Below are 15,726 nucleotides of genomic sequence, written 5' to 3' on the forward strand. Positions count from 1 at the left end.
TTGATAAGGTACCCAAGGAGTACTTGAAATACCGCGAAAGTCGAATAGAGTATGGTACTTTGGTAGTATATGCACTGAAACTAAAGTGTCAGGGACTCCCTCCTAAAGTTCCATTACCCATATACCAAAGGCGCATATGCTATACTCCAAATCTTGAAAAGATCGCACCCAAAAGTCCCATATTCTTTACTCGTTCCGAGCTAGCTAAACCTACAGTCAGATTTTAGGGCTCTATGCCCCATACCAGCTTATCCTGCTGATATACAGTGGCATGGTCCCAGTCTGCAAATACAGTTTGGTTAGCTCCATACGAATAATCGTTGGTCTCATCAAAATTGCTCCAGTTCGCAGCATGAATTCGAGATTTGATATCCCCACTTTCCTCCCCAGGCTGAATACTTCCTGCTCCATCGGTGAAAGAAATTTCCACATATTTATCAGCCTTGGCCTTCGAGTTTGGCAAGGTTACAATGGTCCCCTTTACCTTTTCATTGCCTAGCCTGGCCCAATCAACAAAAAATTGCTGGGCTTGTTTGCTTTCATCAGTGTAATAGTAGCGGATTTTCAGATCACTCAGCTTCACAGCGGTTGTACCTGTATTTTTGATATTAAATTCAGACCGAATGGCATTATCCTTAGCGTTCTGATCGCTAGTACGATATTGCAGCACAATCCCCTGGTTATCACTGCCCGGTGTGTTTCCACCGTTATTGGAGGCTTCCAAAATCGCCTGTTTTACAAATTTTCCGGAAGCTGACAATTGTGAGTCAGGCCATCCGCCCTTACGGTCAGCATCAGGCAGTAGCGCAGCAGAGGTCTCCTCTTTGTCGGCTAGCGACCAGTTTGCCCAACTGATTCCACGGCTGGCCATAAAATCGGTCCATACCTTGGCTTCGTTCAGGAACGGACCACCGTCACCCGAAGCGTCGCTTGTCCCCCATTCGGTAACAAATACGCCCACGCCTTTATTCAGCGCATAATCGATCCGATCCCGTAAATATTGTCCATGTGTTCCTGCATAGAAATGTACGGTATACATGGTATTTTTGTCTGGCAATGGATTGTCTGCTGCATCATGTACATCCTGACTCCATGTGCCTGTTCCTGCAATAATAACATTGTCCGGGTCCTTCGCACGAATGACCTGGGATACCTCCGATGCATAAGGCCGGATTTGGCTGTTCCACTTCACATTATTACCATTCGGCTCATTTGCAACCTCATAGATTACGTTGGGTAAATGGCCATACTGAGTGGCAAATTCATCAAAGAAAGCCTTAGCCTCTTCTTTATGAATGTTCGGATCGCCATCCGAAAGAATATGCCAGTCAATAATGACGTACAAGCCCAGTTTCTCTGCTGCCTCAATCGCTTCCTTCACTTTATTTTTTAATGAAGGATCTGAAATATAACCGTCTTCTTCAGTGTACAACGCAACCCGGAACAAGGAAATGCCCCAATCGTCCCGCAACCATTTCATCGAATCTTCGTTTATTAGGTCCCCAAACCATTGCACCCCATGAGAGCTAATCCCTTTGAGCTGCACAGGCTTTCCACTTTTATCTACCAATTTTCCGTTCTTCACTGAAAGTTGTCCATAACGCTCCACAGGAGTCGTTCCAGCAGCCTCAGCCGTTTGTGTGTTCCAGTTGAATCCGTTTGTTAACGTTAACATCAATACCGCAGTTAGCATCACCGCAACTTTTTTTGCGATCCTTGGCAGGATCCATTGCCTTTGCCTTTTCATCATTTACACATTCCTTCCTTTTTTAAAAAATGTTATCAGTACGTTGTTCTCTGCTTTTCCGCCCCTCCCTTCATGCAACAAGAGGATCAGGTCCAAATTCGATGTCACTTACCTGTATATGGATGATACTACTATTATAGTTAGTTCCATAGTACATTTCGACTTTATAGTAGAAAATGAACTAAAAGTCACAATTTTAGGAAAAAAGACCCATTCAACAACCGCAAAATTTGACGAATTTTAGCTAACGTACAAGAAGACACTTCCAACTTATTTAACCTAAAAAAAGACTGCCTCCCGAGGCCTTTGGCTCGGTACAGCAGTCTTGTAACATCATCATGTATGTGATTGATCTCCTTGTTACCTCTGGGCGGCTGCCTGAGGTCCTTGGGTCGTCTGATCTTTCTTCATATCGCCGCCATCCGTCGCTTGATCTGTCAGTACAGTCTCAGATGAGTTGCCCATTACCTTATCCATGAGTTGCAGCCAAGGTTCTTCACTGCCTCCACAGCTCTCAATATCACCGAGCAGGGACTCTAGCGTGGTTCCTTCTTCCGGCAAATCAATAACTAAACTGTCTTCGTCAACTTGGATGGTGCAGCAGGTTTTCATTGTAAATCCCTCGCTTAATTCTTATTTGAGCATGCCTTCTACAAGCTCAGATGGGATCATTCCCATGAATTCAGGGATAAGCCCCTTGAATCCGTCTGAAATTATAATCCTATTGCACAGCAATTGCAATGAACAAAGTTTGAACTTTTGCAGAATTAGCGAGGGATCATATGAAATTTTCAAAAACAGTCAGATACGTGTAACAATCCGATCAACCAAGCCGTATGCTACCGCTTCTTCAGCCGTAAGGAAGTGATCTCTTTCCGTGTCTTTTTCTACCCGCTCCAGCGGTTGCCCGGTATGATCTGCCAAAATGCGGTTGAGCTGTTGTCGGCTTTTGATCAGACGCTCGGCATAAATCAGCACATCGGAAGCTTGCCCCTTCGCTCCACCCAGCGGTTGGTGGATCATTATCTCACTATTGGGTAATGCCATTCGCTTGCCTTTTGTGCCTCCAGTCAATAAAATCGTACCAAAACTCGCTGCCATCCCTGTGCATATAGTAGATATATCATTTTTCACAAATTGCATCGTATCGTAAATGGCAAACCCTGCCGAAATGGACCCGCCCGGACTATTTATATACATCTGAATGTCCTTTTCGGAATCCTCGGCAGTGAGGTGCAGCAGCTGAGCTACAATGACATTGGCCATATGGTCCTCAATCTCACCTGATACCATAATAATGCGATCCTTTAATAACCGGGAGTAAATATCATAGCTTCGCTCTCCTCGGCTCGTTTGCTCAATTACATAAGGAATGGTGCTCATTGGCATAAACTCCCTTCTTGTTAAGCGACCATCATAGCCTTGATGTCATGAGACGTATGGGAATTTATTAGAGTGCCAGAAGGACAAAAGCGCTGGTACAGCACAGAACCGGCAATCGCTATTGGTTCAGCAGCATCGTTCAAGCTAAGCGTAATCCAGCGCTGCACGTCTCCAGTGCGAAAGGCGGCCAAATAAGCTTTAAGCCATTCTCTTTCTCCTTCAAGCACAGGTATGGATACAGATTCCAGCTTATATCCCTCCCTGTGCCGCTGAGCGAGCAAAGCGCGTGCTCGACTTAAAGCCGCTTTTACCGCACCTTCCGTCGTATCCAGCAACTCTGCCGTCTCCGCTCCCGTAAAGCCCCATACATCCCTGAGCACCAGGATGGTTCGCTGCCATGGTGACACATGTGTGCTTAAATATTGTAGCGCCAGCTCCAGATCTGGTGTGTACTCTTCATTACAATACCGGGAAGGCTCCTCATGCCGCCGGGAAAACTCTTTTTCGTCAGGGGCAGATAGACGCTTTTGGGCGTTTTGCCTGCGAATATGATCAATCCATCTATTCCGCGCGGAACGGATCAAATAAGCCTCTTCATTTTCCACCTCATGCAGGTTCTTCTCAGATTGCAGCATATGCAAGATGGTCGTCTGTACCAGATCCTCGGCATCCCATACCGATCCTGTCAACGAAAGACAGTAGCGATAGAGCACAGGCAGCACGTTATGCAATAATTCATTTCCCTTAGTCGGGGACGATTGATTTGTCATCCGTTCGGATATCACAAAGGCCATGTTTGGGGCCCCCCTTTGCTTCGTCCATTTGTGTTCAGGTGTTTCGTTAAGGTAGACGGAATCGCATCCCCAAAGGATACGGCTGTTACAATATATTTATTGTAGCAAGTAAAACAACCTAAAAACAGATGATTCACGGGGGCTATTGCCACCATGATCATCTGTTCAGGTAAATTTATTCTGCTAAGCTGTGTATAGCCTGTGTACTTCTCAGGCAACCTGTGATTGAGATTTGCGCTCAATAACCAGTTTAGTGCTTGGTTTGACGGCTCTTCTTACGACCATCATTAAGGAGATTAATGCAATTACCCCCATAAAGATAGCCACCGGAATGTATCCGGTATGTGAAATTAGCTCTACAACCGGGTACAGGATGACGGGCACCCTGAGCGAATACTCTTCAGCCGTCTCCATATAATACGCCAGCCAGGAGAGAAAGCCCCCGATGAGTAACGTGTACAAGAAAAAAACAAATGATGGTTTCATAGATGCCCATGCGGTATTCGTATATTGCTCATAAGAGTAATCCTGCTTCATGTAGCTGTACATGTGCTGGACAAATTTATCCTTTTCGTCACTGGCAAATTCCATTTTCACCTTTTCAGATTTGGAGCTCCCTCCTTTTGTATAGGTGAGAAGCAACGTATCATCAAATTTAGTCAAATTCGTTTGTACACTCTCTATTGCATTTAAGGGAATACAGTTCTCATGTTGCTCCATTTCCTCTGCGGTCATTGTCCCTTCCGAAAGCTGTGCAGCGATTCCTTCTGCCTGAGCTTGAGCCAGATTGGTTAGAATGGCATAGGAATGAAGAATAGCAAAGCGTTTATCATCCAATTTATAAATTTGTGTCTCCATCACACTGTTAACTGACATACATATTCCCCTCTTTATCTGTTTATTTGTTCATTTATTTGATCATGTCAGCTTGGGGTTACGGTAATGTCTCTGAATGCTCGCGGTCGTTCGTTTCATCCTGCACCGCTTCTGATTTTTTTCTGCGAAATAATTTGGCAAAAAACTTGCCTATCACACCAAAAACACCCGCACAAGCAGCACCAATAAGTACGATAACCTTAACTCCCGCGCCCTTAAAAAATGCAAATAGCAAGGCCAACAATCCTGCTTTTTTGGCTACAGCCAAGCCCGCTCCTCCCAAAATCAGTCCGGTCAGGCCATATTCGGAAATTTTGTCCGTTGAAGCATTAAAATCCTCGTATCGTTCGCCTGATTTGACTGTCAGCTTAGGCAATATTTTCTCACTCAAAAATTTCTTGTCCGCATCCAAATGCGCAGGATCGGACACTAATATTGCAGAAATATAACCCTGACGGGTAAGCAAACGAACATTATAGTTGATCAGTTTCTCCTTGTTTCCATCTTCCGCCAGCATGGACCAGGTTAGATTATGAGTACCTTCATTATAGAAGGGCTCCACATCCCAGCCCGTTACATAAAGGCGATCACTTTCCGCTTTTTCCTTGTTGCTTTCTTCTGTACCTTCTTTATAGCTTTCCAGAATGGCATCCGCATCGATGTCCTCTTTTTCATCATCCTTGATGTGCCCAAGCTCATAGTATTCAAAAACGACTTCCCAATTTTGATTTTCATCTTTAGGAAATATACTTCCAATTTCATTGCCAGATGGCTTGTCGTGATTCATTCGGCTTGCTTTCGCTGTGTTAGCCGCATCTAGAAAAAGAAGCGAAGGGGCCAAATCAACCTCAGCCACGTTCCCCAAGTCTACCTTTTTGCCGCCTTCTATCCATGTTAATTGTTCATTGGATGAAGCCCACGCGCTACCTCCACTGAATAATACCAGACTAAGCGCTAGCAGTACTCCAAAAATCGTTTGACTCCATTTCATTTTGTCGTTACCTTTGTCGTTATCTCTGTTATCTAGTCTCTTGTTCAAAACGCATTACCCCTTTTATAAATTCCAAAATCCCCCTGTACCCAAATCATATTATCTACTGCTTCATAATTTGTCAATTTACAGTAGTAAAGGGAGTTCCTAAGACCTAATACTCATTTTTATACATATGCATGCAAATTCTCTAATCTAATCGAACTGTTTTTACAATATATGGTTGACCGATAGAAATGGCTTATGAAGGGCAAGTACAATTGCGCAATGGCTGCTACTTGTCCTTTAAAGTTTCCCGCTTATGAATTCCTAAAAAGGGCATATTCCTTGATATGACAACCTTGTTGACTTTTGTATTAATCTCGAATACATACATCTATCATAAAAAATGTCGAATTTCAGCAGATTAAGGAACACATACTTCATCAAACAAGCGACTATAGTCCCGGTGACTTTTTTCCTGTTTTTAAACATATGTCATCTTTTTTATTTAAAAGAATGTATAGGCTTACATAGGGTCGATTTATATTAAAATAAGCTAAATATCTAAAAATCTTCCATACAAGTTTCCTGCTTGTTTTGAGGGATAAGGAGCTATCTCTCAAGCCCCGAAATTGGATATCTTTTTCAACAAGAATCATTGTTGTTCCATCTTCATGATGATGCCATATATAGCCTTCAAGTTCTTTATCAGGTGCCGGTACTGGTGGATACGAATCCTTATTCAATTTAGCTTCTGTATTTGCCGCCCTGTAATCTGCGGGTCGATTCTACCTCGTCCACCGGGCTAACTACTCATGTCCGCGTACAAATGAGGCCTGGACTCGGGCTTCCTCATCAGCTCGTTCACCATTTCAAAATATCTCTACCTATGGTTAGTGTGTGATCGCCGTCTTTGTCAGTACTCTATTAATCCACATACTTTGCTTGTATTTGAGAGCTATCTTACCTCTTTCTCTACTGAATAATTTACTGTCACTTTGGCTCCTCCTTCGTTTTTCTGTACATAAAAAAAGACTTACTCCTACTCATATTTCGAGTGGAATAAGCCATATAATTTATATAATAATATTTCCAATTCATCGAATCATTAAAGGTATATAAAATATTACCCTTATAAAGGTTCCACTTCATACTACAATCCAGTTGACATTAAAAATGGTGACTTTAGGATCAGTAGAAAAAGCTACTCAGATTCGTAAGATTTTAAGCAACAGTAAAACCATAAATATTTCTTACCGCTAAGAAATATTCACACTACACTATTTTTAATTGGTTGCGACTTGTCTAATCTTCTTCGGCATCCTCTCTTCTCTCTACCTCAAAAGTTTCCATCCAATATTTCGCTCTGTATTTGACCATTTCATTAGATGAATCCACCAAAGTTGATATAAAGTCCTCTGCACCCTCATCATTAAATACAATAGTCTCAAAATATTTTTCTATAACTTCCTTCAACCATGATGGATTGAAGGGAATAACAAGTTTCTTTAGTTCCGGTAAAGCCTCTTCAACCATACTCTCTGGCATGTACTCTATGACATCCAATGCCCAGTAATGCGGAGCATTGGAGTCCTGCTCTCTGAGTATCTTCATAAGAGGTTCAATATAGTTCGTGGAGGGATGAGTCAATATTGAACCTATCCATTGCTGAGCATTTTCCCACTTTTTTGTAACTAGATTCCCATTAATATATTCGATAATTTCTTTTTCAACGTCTTTAGACCTTAATCGACGAACCTTCTCTTCAAAAAATTTTAGTTCCCTTTTTCCATAGCCCTCACATGAATTTAATAAATTATTATTATACTCATTAATTAAATCTGAAAGAGAATAAAAAGTATTATCATTCATTTTTTTCCCTCCATGAATTTATTTGAGAATTAAAGAAATTAAGCCCACTTTCACTAGACCCTAGCCCTAAACTTAAGACTCCTTGTCTTTCAAATTTAACTTCTACCAAACCCTCTTTATGCATCGGTAAGTGGGAAAAGCTAGGATGACTACTAGCAGATATATGGGTACCACCCTGAAAGCACAAGGCCAATCAAGGTTTTTAAAAGTTTCACTAATTCAATCCTTTTTAAGAATTGGTACCATTCATCAGAATGTGAATCTGGCACTATTTTCTCATACTTATTACCAAAAACGTAATCTATTATAAAACTATTGAACATACCTAGGTTGTGCCCCATGTCTTCTAAATGACCTTGATAAAAATGATAAACTTCACCAGATTGTTTATTAATAACTAATGGTTCGTATAATATCTGACCTATTTCAATCCATTTTTTAATCCCACCATTTAAATCGGATACACGATATAGATTTGAGTCTAACTCGTTATAAGGCCATAGATCAATTCCACCAAAACGCCCTCCATTAGCCTCTTTTAGGAAATGAAAATACTGTTGAAGGTTGGGATTGTCATTATTGATATCTTTCTTTCCCACATTAAGTTCACCGTAAATGATTCCATCAGGGTCAGAGTTTAAACCTTCCCTCACCTTTTGTAAAATCATTAACAATTGTTCAGTCATCCAATAAATCTCCCCAGTCTATTTTGATTTTTATTTTAGTACCCACAGGTAATTCCTAATTTGCTGTCTTATTTGCTGAGTTCCAATATGCCAGTTGTAAAAGAATCTAAGAACTTCAAATTACTCACTGTATCAGGGCCACCTAGCTGTAACTCCCAAACATGTTCAGGCTGCGTAAGTTTTGTTATTCTATGAATTAACTTATCTATGTCTCCAAGTTCTTTCAATGCATTTGTATTTCTTTCAAATTCCCTTTTTAGAAAGTACTTCAGAGTAACCTCAGCTTCACCCGTTCTCGCATAAACTTTCCCTTTTTCCTCACACTTCATGTACCCACTTGGGTCCACGTAGTGGATCGGGCTATTCCCTACATACGCATAGAGATTCAATCCATCTCCGCGATACGTATCTTCCTGGGTGAAGCGGGCAATGGCTGGATTGTAGAAACGTGTCCGCAGATAATACTGCTGCGTTACGCCATCCCAGGACTCTCCCGCATAGCGGAATCTGTCTCGATCTGCTCCGCTATCGACAAAGTATTCCCGAACACATCGTAGGCGTAGCTGTTCTGAATTCCGCCCTTACACTTTCCTGTCCTCTTCGCTCTCGCAACAGGTTTCCTTGGGGATCATATTCGTATCGCGGCTGCTGTTCTTGCGATCCCACTTCTTGATCCAAAACTTCGCCCAACGCCTCTTCCAAAACCGACAGCAGGCGGTTACACAAATCCTACGATAGCTCGCTTTATAGTCGTTCTACAGTTGACTTAGCTGATTTAGTACAGCAACATACGATAAACGTTCCTCCCCCATCCCGGACAATCTGGTGACCGTTGTTACCATATTCATAACGGTTCTGCAGGAGCGGACTTCCGTCCGACGATTTCGCTAGCAACTTCAAGACATTTCCGTCCATGTCATAGTAGTATGCCATCTGTATTCGTTGCTTGCCTAACCATAAACTAGTTATTCTATATACAAAAAAATCTTGAAAGGCACATTGCCCATCAAGATTTTTTGGTGTTTTAGATCACTAATATCATTCCCCAAGCTTTGTCATAAATCACTTAGACTTATTGACATTAGCTTCTCTGGCCATCGAATAATTCCTTGTATATATTTTCCAAAAAAATTTTTTTATCAATTATTTCATTATCAAAAGGAAATGATATTCTTTGGAAAATATCATCCAATAATACATCTTCCTGTAAGCATATTCCTAGTACTTTCTTAATACTTTCTTTTTCTAATGGATTAAAATCTCTATAAGCTGGAACGATTGCGGTCCTAATCACCTGTAGCTGTTGTTCTTCATTATTTATATCCAGATCATAGATACTGTCGCATACTTCTTCCGCCATAATGTCAAAATCAAGATATTTTAAAAGAGTTATTATATCTTCCTTTCTTAAATTACTCATTTTATCCTCACCTTCTATTTATTCTCTAAAATCACTATTTCAGTTAAATCAATACTATAAATCAAATCACTTCCCCCAAATTGGAAATGCCGTGACAGGTTGACCATTGGGAAGAAAGACCTGTCCCGTGTATGATACCCCATAATCCAAAGTATTACGCTGATATCCTGACCCAATTATATCTCTATAAGTTATTGGCTTTTCTGCCAATAGTCTATCTCCTGTATTATCATATATTCGTTGTGCACGTTCAATCATATTTATTTGATCTCTATGGCTCATGAACTTTGTGGCAGAACTAGGTCTTTTCAGTCTTCCGTCGCGGTAAGTTTCAATTTGCTTAGTTGTAGGATTAACTGCATATTGCACACGGTCCAATTGAGATTGCAATGTAGTCTGTGCCCCATGTTTTTGCAGAAAGTGAGCTCCCGGAATGGAATTTTCTAAATCCTGAAGTCGACGATACGCATTTGCTTCTGCTAATTGTTGCAGCCTAGTAGCTCGCTCACTTGGCGTTAGATGTGAGTATTTCTCTCTTAGAGAGTCTGCTCTAGATGGAGTCGCATCCTTCGTATCATTAAGATCCGTTTTCTTATTACCTTCATAAACATTCCCTTTGTCATCACACTTCATGTACCCGCTCGGGTCCACGTAGTGGATCGGGTTATTCCCTACATACGCATAGAGATTCAGTCCATCCCCGCGATACGTATCTTCCTGGGTAAAGCGGGCAATGGCCGGATTGTAGAAACGCGCCCGCAGGTAATACTGCTGCGTTACACTATCCCATGCCTCTCCCGCATAGCGGAAGCGGTTTTCTATCTGTTCTGCTATCGACAGCGTATTCCCGAACGCATCGTATTCGTAGCTGTTCTGAATTCCACCCTTACGGTCGGTCAGATGCAGAACATCCCCGTGTGTATTATTTACATAATAAGACGGATTCCCTACATCGTCCACCCGAGCCAGCAATTCATGTCCGCGTACAAATGAGGCCTGGACTCGGGCTCCCTCATCCAGCTCGTTCACCATATACCAGCCGTCATACACAAATCGACGATGGGTGCCATTCTCTTCTATGCCATTGCGAAGTCCTTCCGGATCATATAGGTGGCGGATATAGCTACCGTCCGACTTCTCTGCCTTCACCGTTCGGTTAAAGGCATCGTAGGCATACGAGATACTTTCCTGCCCATTTCGCTCTCGCAGCAGGTTCCCCTGCGCATCATATTCGTAACGCGTCTGCTGTCCTCGCGCTCCCTTTTCCTGATCCGAACCTTCACCCAGCGCTTCTTCCAAAACCGACAGCAGACGGTTCCGTGAATCGTACGTATAGCTCGTTTTATGATCATTCCATATCTGGCTTAACCGATTTCCCACCGGATCATACGATAAACGTTCCGTTCCCCATCCCGGGTATTCGGCTTCCACCAGTTGTCCTATGGCGTCGTAGCGATACTTTGTTCGTTTTCCGTTTTCATCCCGGGCGATCTGATGACCGTTGTTATCATATTCATAACGGTGCTGTAGGAGCAGGCTTCCGTCTGGCGATTGAGCTTGCAGCTTCGAGACATTTCCGTCCGCATCATAGTCGTATGCCATCTCAATGCCGTTGCCATACAAAATGGAAGACACACGGTTGCCGAATACGTATCCATACTTCGCCAGCAGCTCTTCATCCTGACGGATTTCAGAGACACGTCCGACCAAATCGTACCGATATTCGGTTGTTCTTCCTCCGATATCAGTCTGAGCAATCGGATTGCCTTCCGCATCATACTCATAAGCTAGTATTTTACGACCTAACCCACGATCTTCTGCTGCGTTGTTCCTCATCAGGCTGGCAAACGCTTCGCTCATATTTCCACTGCTGCTGCCCATATATTTGCCCGTCAGCAATCCATCTTCATTGTACGTATAATCATACCGCGTATGCTCGTTTGCCGCCGTTTGCAGCAGACCGTCTTCCCGGTACACGTAGGTTTCTTCCATGCCACTCGACATCTCACGACGCTTGATCAACTGATCATTGAAGTTATAGGCATACTCCATGACCTTGCCGTTACGGTCCGTTTGGCGAGCCAAGCGGCCTTCGGTGTCATACTGGTACAGCATTTTCTGCTGGCCCGGGTCTTGTACGGCAGACAGCTTGCCCAAGCTGTTGTAGTCATACTGCGTCGTGTGACCGTTTCCGTCCGTCGAGCTGACGATATTCCCCGCATAGTCGTAGCGGTAATGCTCCGTGCTACCGTCCGCTTTGTGGAGGGCTGTGATCTTACCCCAGCCGTCTACGGTATGGCGAGTCAGATGGCCTTCGCCATCCCGAATGCCGATAATGTTGCCTGCCGCATCATATATATATTCTTGCCTAACGATATCTTGTCCTGCGGCACCTGATGTCATCACTTGCTTCACTCGGCCACCCAGGGTGTACGTATATTCGGCTCCAACACCGCCATCCATTTTGCTGACCAGTTCACCGAACTCATTATATCGGCTACGCTCCATGATCTGACCATATGGATCAGCCACCTCAATTAACCGATTCAGGCGGTCATAGGTGAAGGTCATCCCCAGTCCATCGTCAGTTGCCGGATCATACTGATTCGGCGTGACTTGCTTCACGATATTCCCCGTCTTGTCATAAAACAGACGTGTCGTACCGCCACGTTTTCCGATCATGCGGATACGTCGATTCATCGGGTCATACGTATAGGTTACCTTGCTGCCATTCGTATCCGTCTCTTCGATCACATTCCCCGTGCGGTCATATTTCAAATAGACGCTGCTGGCCCGGGCGTCTTTGCCCTCCCGGCGACTGATCTGAACCATTCGATCAACGGCATCGTAGCTAATCTCGGTTTGATACCCTTCCGGGGTTATGATCTCGACCACATTGCCGTTACGGTCATAACCGTAAGAAGTAACAGCATCCACCAATCCCGGTACACGATCAGTCAAATCTTCAGCATTCAGCACTTCCACGCGCCGTTGCAGCCATCCGGCTTTGTTATATACGTAGCGGATGAACCGATCCTTTTGCTCGTTCAGTTTCTGTTTTTCCGACGTTTTCTGGTTTAGGCAATCGTACGTATAACGAATTTCCGCTCCAGTATCATCCTCAATGGCGATCACCCGATGATTCCGGTCATAACTGTAACGAACACTTTGATAGTTCTCCGCATAACCCGTTTCGCTAACATACTCCTGTGTCCGCTTCTCTTCCAGCAGGTTTCCGGCTTGGTCATAACGGTACAAGGTCAGGCGATAACGAATGGGACCCGCGCTGATAGCTCCTCCTGAGCTTTCTTCCCCGGCTTCTTCCACAGGCTCACGCTTTTCAATTAACCAGCCTGCCATATTGTACACATAAAGCTTGCCAAAGCGTTCACTATCGTTCGTTCCACGAGCATAGCCTTTGGCATCAATGGCTTTTATTACACGCCCTGCATGATCATACACGAATCGCCGGCTGACATGACCTTCTGCATCGGTGATTTGAACCAAACGATTCATGACATCATATACATACTTGGTGCCCGGTCCATCATCAACAATCGGATCATAATGTTCCGGTAAGATCATTTTGCTTATATTCCCGGCAGCATCGTATTTCATGCGAGCGATACCGCCGTCCGGATACATCGCCTTGATCCTGCGCCCCCGGTGGTCGTACTCGTACTCTGTTCCGAGTCCATCATCTTCCGCGTGGTTATAGTAATTCGGTTCAATCTCTTTTAAAATGTTATCGTTAATGTCGTACCGAGTACGGGATACGTTCTGCGCTAGATCCGTCATCCGAACCAGACGATCCATCGCATCGTAACGATACTCGGTGCCTTTGCCATTGTCTATACGGGCGACATAATCGTTAGGGAGCACTTTTTTGACCAAATTGCCCATCTTATCATAGAACATTAATGTAGTGTTGCCTTCAGCATCTACGATGCGTGTACGCTTGTTCAAATGGTTATATTCGAACTCTACCGTACCATAGTCCGTGGTAATGCTCATCATCCGCGCGGCCTCATCAAACGTGTATCGGTACTCATTGCCTTCGGCATCTCGTACCCGGGTTGGTGAGTCCGTATGGCCTGTCTCATACGAATAAACTGTCGTGTGACCGAGTGCATCCGTGCTGCTCAGTACTCGGCCATGTGAATCATACGTATAAGAAATGACCGCCTGATTTCCGTCTCCAATGCTGGACTTCTCTTCGGTCAGTCTTCCCACAGTGTCATATGTGAACCATTTCCCTGTTACACCGTTAACAGCAACCTGAGTCAGATTTTGATCCTGATCGTATTGATGCTCAGTACGTGTTCCGTCTGGACGTATTTCTTCCACAAGATTACCAAAGATATTATATGCCCATTTTGTAGTGTGACCCATCGTATCCGTATGACTTGATTTATTTTGATACGCATCATACGTAAAGGACTCGCGAGTTCCATCACTGTAGATCGTATCCGTCACCAGATCATCGGCATTGTATTCAAATTTCTCGACGACTCCTGTGGCATGATACGTAAAAGTGGTTCTCCGCTCCTCATCGTTGTATTCAATATCCGTAACCTGATCGTCCGCGTCCCACTGCCTGATGACCCGACCATGATGATCATATTGATTTCGGACATACCTATGCCCATTTTGGTCCGTGATCGCATCAATTCTTCCCTCAGCATCATAAGCATATGAGGTCACTCCCGCATTCGGATACGTTACACGAGTCAGAAAATCTCCTTCATATTCGTACTTTACTGTTCTGCCTATATTATCAGTGATACTGTAAAGTTTGCCACCTGAATAGGTGAAGGTTATTTCCTTACCACCCGGGGTCGTTAACTTGCACAATCCTTCCTCATCGTATTCCAGCAACGTTTCATTGTTAGAGCGATCTTTGATTTTCAGCAGTCGTCCATCCTGATCATATATATAAGTTCGACGCGCTTTATCGATTAAGCGATACTCTTTGGTAACCGAATCCTCCGAGAGGTTATAATCCTGTTTCCCTCCCATCTCATTAACCCACTGATCGTCTTGCAGGATAAAACGTTCATAGTGTCCATCCGTGCATATGACCAGGATATGATCTTCCACCCGCCGAATGCAGCTCTCATAGCTAAAGGTAAAGCCACGCCCCGTGCTGCCAGTCATAGAATTGGTGGAAGTATAACTTCGGACCATCTCAATCGACTGACCAATATCCTGAGCCACCATATCTGTAGCTGTAAAATAAAATCTACCTTTCACTACATCAATCGGATCTCCGCGTGTAACGAGATTTCCTATACTGGATATCAGTGACTTTTGTAAATTCTCTATCGTTAGCGACTCTTTGACATTTCCATGCTTTCGGTAATCATCCGCCATAGAGCCTGCCATTTCACCTACCACTGAGGATAGATAAGAGCCGACCTTGGTATTACCTGCAAAAGAAAATGCTCCTCCTACAAGGCTTCGGGTCAAGTTCGATTTAAGATCTGTTTGTCCGGTATTCATCACATCTTGAACCGTTCCCGCTGCAACTCCACCCGCCACTAGACGTGAATAGATATTGAGAGCACCTGTACCGCATTTTACCCCCGACATAAATTTCCCGGCCACAGTTGCACTGATAAATCCATTACTAAAGCTGCTCATATAGTGTCCAATCAGCGTCTCGCCTGGACGGGCATTTGGATCAAATATAGCTGTGATCCCTGTATTAATTCCTCCACCTATGGAAGGGACGACGAGAGCACTTGCACCTCCAGTGAGAAACGCTACTCCAGCCACTGAAACTGTTACCGACCCATATTTAACCACATCGTATAACTCTTGGTTCCCTCCCAGAACAGTATCTCGCATGAAGTTATACGATTGAGAGAGATCACCTGCTCTCGCTTTGGCGATATCCTGCTGTCCCTCACTGGACTCACTGGCAGCGACTACCATCGTTGTAGCTCCTGCAGCGAGTGTGACACTGGCAGCAG

Annotated in this window: 12 protein-coding genes and 1 pseudogene; all 13 read right to left on the reverse strand. The window is 43.8% G+C overall.

The features are described 5' to 3' along the window. Nucleotides 1–223: 223 nt before the first annotated feature. Entirely contained in the window at nucleotides 224–1,750 is a 1,527-nt protein-coding gene (locus tag WG8_RS17460) for a cellulase family glycosylhydrolase (protein ID WP_007431548.1), read from the reverse strand. Nucleotides 1,751–2,107: 357 nt separating this feature from the next. Then, nucleotides 2,108–2,359, reverse strand: a complete 252-nt coding sequence (locus WG8_RS17465; RefSeq protein ID WP_007431549.1) for a hypothetical protein — start codon at nucleotides 2,357–2,359, stop codon at nucleotides 2,108–2,110. 189 nt (nucleotides 2,360–2,548) lie between these two features. Continuing rightward, on the reverse strand, nucleotides 2,549–3,130 hold the full coding sequence (clpP, locus tag WG8_RS17470) for an ATP-dependent Clp endopeptidase proteolytic subunit ClpP (protein WP_007431550.1): 582 nt from the start codon (nucleotides 3,128–3,130) through the stop codon (nucleotides 2,549–2,551). Between the two features lie 20 nt (nucleotides 3,131–3,150). After that, nucleotides 3,151–3,924, reverse strand: a complete 774-nt coding sequence (locus WG8_RS17475; protein WP_007431551.1) for an RNA polymerase sigma factor — start codon at nucleotides 3,922–3,924, stop codon at nucleotides 3,151–3,153. A 210-nt stretch (nucleotides 3,925–4,134) separates the two neighbouring features. Beyond that, nucleotides 4,135–4,800 (reverse strand): hypothetical protein, encoded by a 666-nt coding sequence (locus WG8_RS17480; RefSeq protein ID WP_007431552.1) that lies wholly within the window; start codon nucleotides 4,798–4,800, stop codon nucleotides 4,135–4,137. Between the two features lie 58 nt (nucleotides 4,801–4,858). Next, the gene (locus WG8_RS17485; protein ID WP_043891228.1) at nucleotides 4,859–5,791 is read right to left on the reverse strand and encodes a DUF2167 domain-containing protein; all 933 of its coding nucleotides are present in this window, start codon (nucleotides 5,789–5,791) and stop codon (nucleotides 4,859–4,861) included. A 437-nt stretch (nucleotides 5,792–6,228) separates the two neighbouring features. Continuing rightward, entirely contained in the window at nucleotides 6,229–6,519 is a 291-nt protein-coding gene (locus tag WG8_RS26705) for an HNH endonuclease (protein ID WP_083837594.1), read from the reverse strand. A gap of 559 nt (nucleotides 6,520–7,078) precedes the next feature. Further along, nucleotides 7,079–7,645, reverse strand: coding sequence for a hypothetical protein (locus WG8_RS17490; RefSeq protein ID WP_043891208.1), 567 nt, complete (start codon nucleotides 7,643–7,645; stop codon nucleotides 7,079–7,081). A gap of 152 nt (nucleotides 7,646–7,797) precedes the next feature. After that, nucleotides 7,798–8,331, reverse strand: coding sequence for a hypothetical protein (locus tag WG8_RS17495; protein WP_052310871.1), 534 nt, complete (start codon nucleotides 8,329–8,331; stop codon nucleotides 7,798–7,800). Between the two features lie 68 nt (nucleotides 8,332–8,399). Next, nucleotides 8,400–8,660, reverse strand: a complete 261-nt coding sequence (locus WG8_RS28710; protein WP_232289124.1) for a hypothetical protein — start codon at nucleotides 8,658–8,660, stop codon at nucleotides 8,400–8,402. A gap of 15 nt (nucleotides 8,661–8,675) precedes the next feature. After that, nucleotides 8,676–8,837, reverse strand: a pseudogene (locus WG8_RS29555) (RHS repeat-associated core domain-containing protein); the annotation flags it as partial. A gap of 575 nt (nucleotides 8,838–9,412) precedes the next feature. Further along, entirely contained in the window at nucleotides 9,413–9,751 is a 339-nt protein-coding gene (locus tag WG8_RS17505; RefSeq protein ID WP_043891210.1) for a hypothetical protein, read from the reverse strand. Nucleotides 9,752–9,817: 66 nt separating this feature from the next. Continuing rightward, a complete protein-coding gene (locus WG8_RS17510) occupies nucleotides 9,818–15,688 on the reverse strand; it encodes an RHS repeat-associated core domain-containing protein (RefSeq protein ID WP_052310872.1) in 5,871 nt (1,956 codons plus the stop codon). Between the last annotated feature and the right edge of the window lie 38 nt (nucleotides 15,689–15,726).

Source organism: Paenibacillus sp. Aloe-11, from assembly GCF_000245715.1.
Classification (GTDB): Bacteria; Bacillota; Bacilli; order Paenibacillales; family Paenibacillaceae; genus Paenibacillus; species Paenibacillus kribbensis.

Bases quoted from the DNA above. Each gene is read 5' to 3' on its own strand.
- WG8_RS17460 (WP_007431548.1), bottom strand. From the start codon at position 1,750: ATGATGAAAAGGCAAAGGCAATGGATCCTGCCAAGGATCGCAAAAAAA.
- WG8_RS17465 (WP_007431549.1), bottom strand. From the start codon at position 2,359: ATGAAAACCTGCTGCACCATCCAAGTTGACGAAGACAGTTTAGTTATT.
- clpP (WP_007431550.1), bottom strand. From the start codon at position 3,130: ATGAGCACCATTCCTTATGTAATTGAGCAAACGAGCCGAGGAGAGCGA.
- WG8_RS17475 (WP_007431551.1), bottom strand. From the start codon at position 3,924: ATGGCCTTTGTGATATCCGAACGGATGACAAATCAATCGTCCCCGACT.
- WG8_RS17480 (WP_007431552.1), bottom strand. From the start codon at position 4,800: ATGTCAGTTAACAGTGTGATGGAGACACAAATTTATAAATTGGATGAT.
- WG8_RS17485 (WP_043891228.1), bottom strand. From the start codon at position 5,791: ATGAAATGGAGTCAAACGATTTTTGGAGTACTGCTAGCGCTTAGTCTG.
- WG8_RS17490 (WP_043891208.1), bottom strand. From the start codon at position 7,645: ATGAATGATAATACTTTTTATTCTCTTTCAGATTTAATTAATGAGTAT.
- WG8_RS17495 (WP_052310871.1), bottom strand. From the start codon at position 8,331: ATGACTGAACAATTGTTAATGATTTTACAAAAGGTGAGGGAAGGTTTA.
- WG8_RS28710 (WP_232289124.1), bottom strand. From the start codon at position 8,660: ATGAAGTGTGAGGAAAAAGGGAAAGTTTATGCGAGAACGGGTGAAGCT.
- WG8_RS17505 (WP_043891210.1), bottom strand. From the start codon at position 9,751: ATGAGTAATTTAAGAAAGGAAGATATAATAACTCTTTTAAAATATCTT.
- WG8_RS17510 (WP_052310872.1), bottom strand. From the start codon at position 15,688: ATGGTAGTCGCTGCCAGTGAGTCCAGTGAGGGACAGCAGGATATCGCC.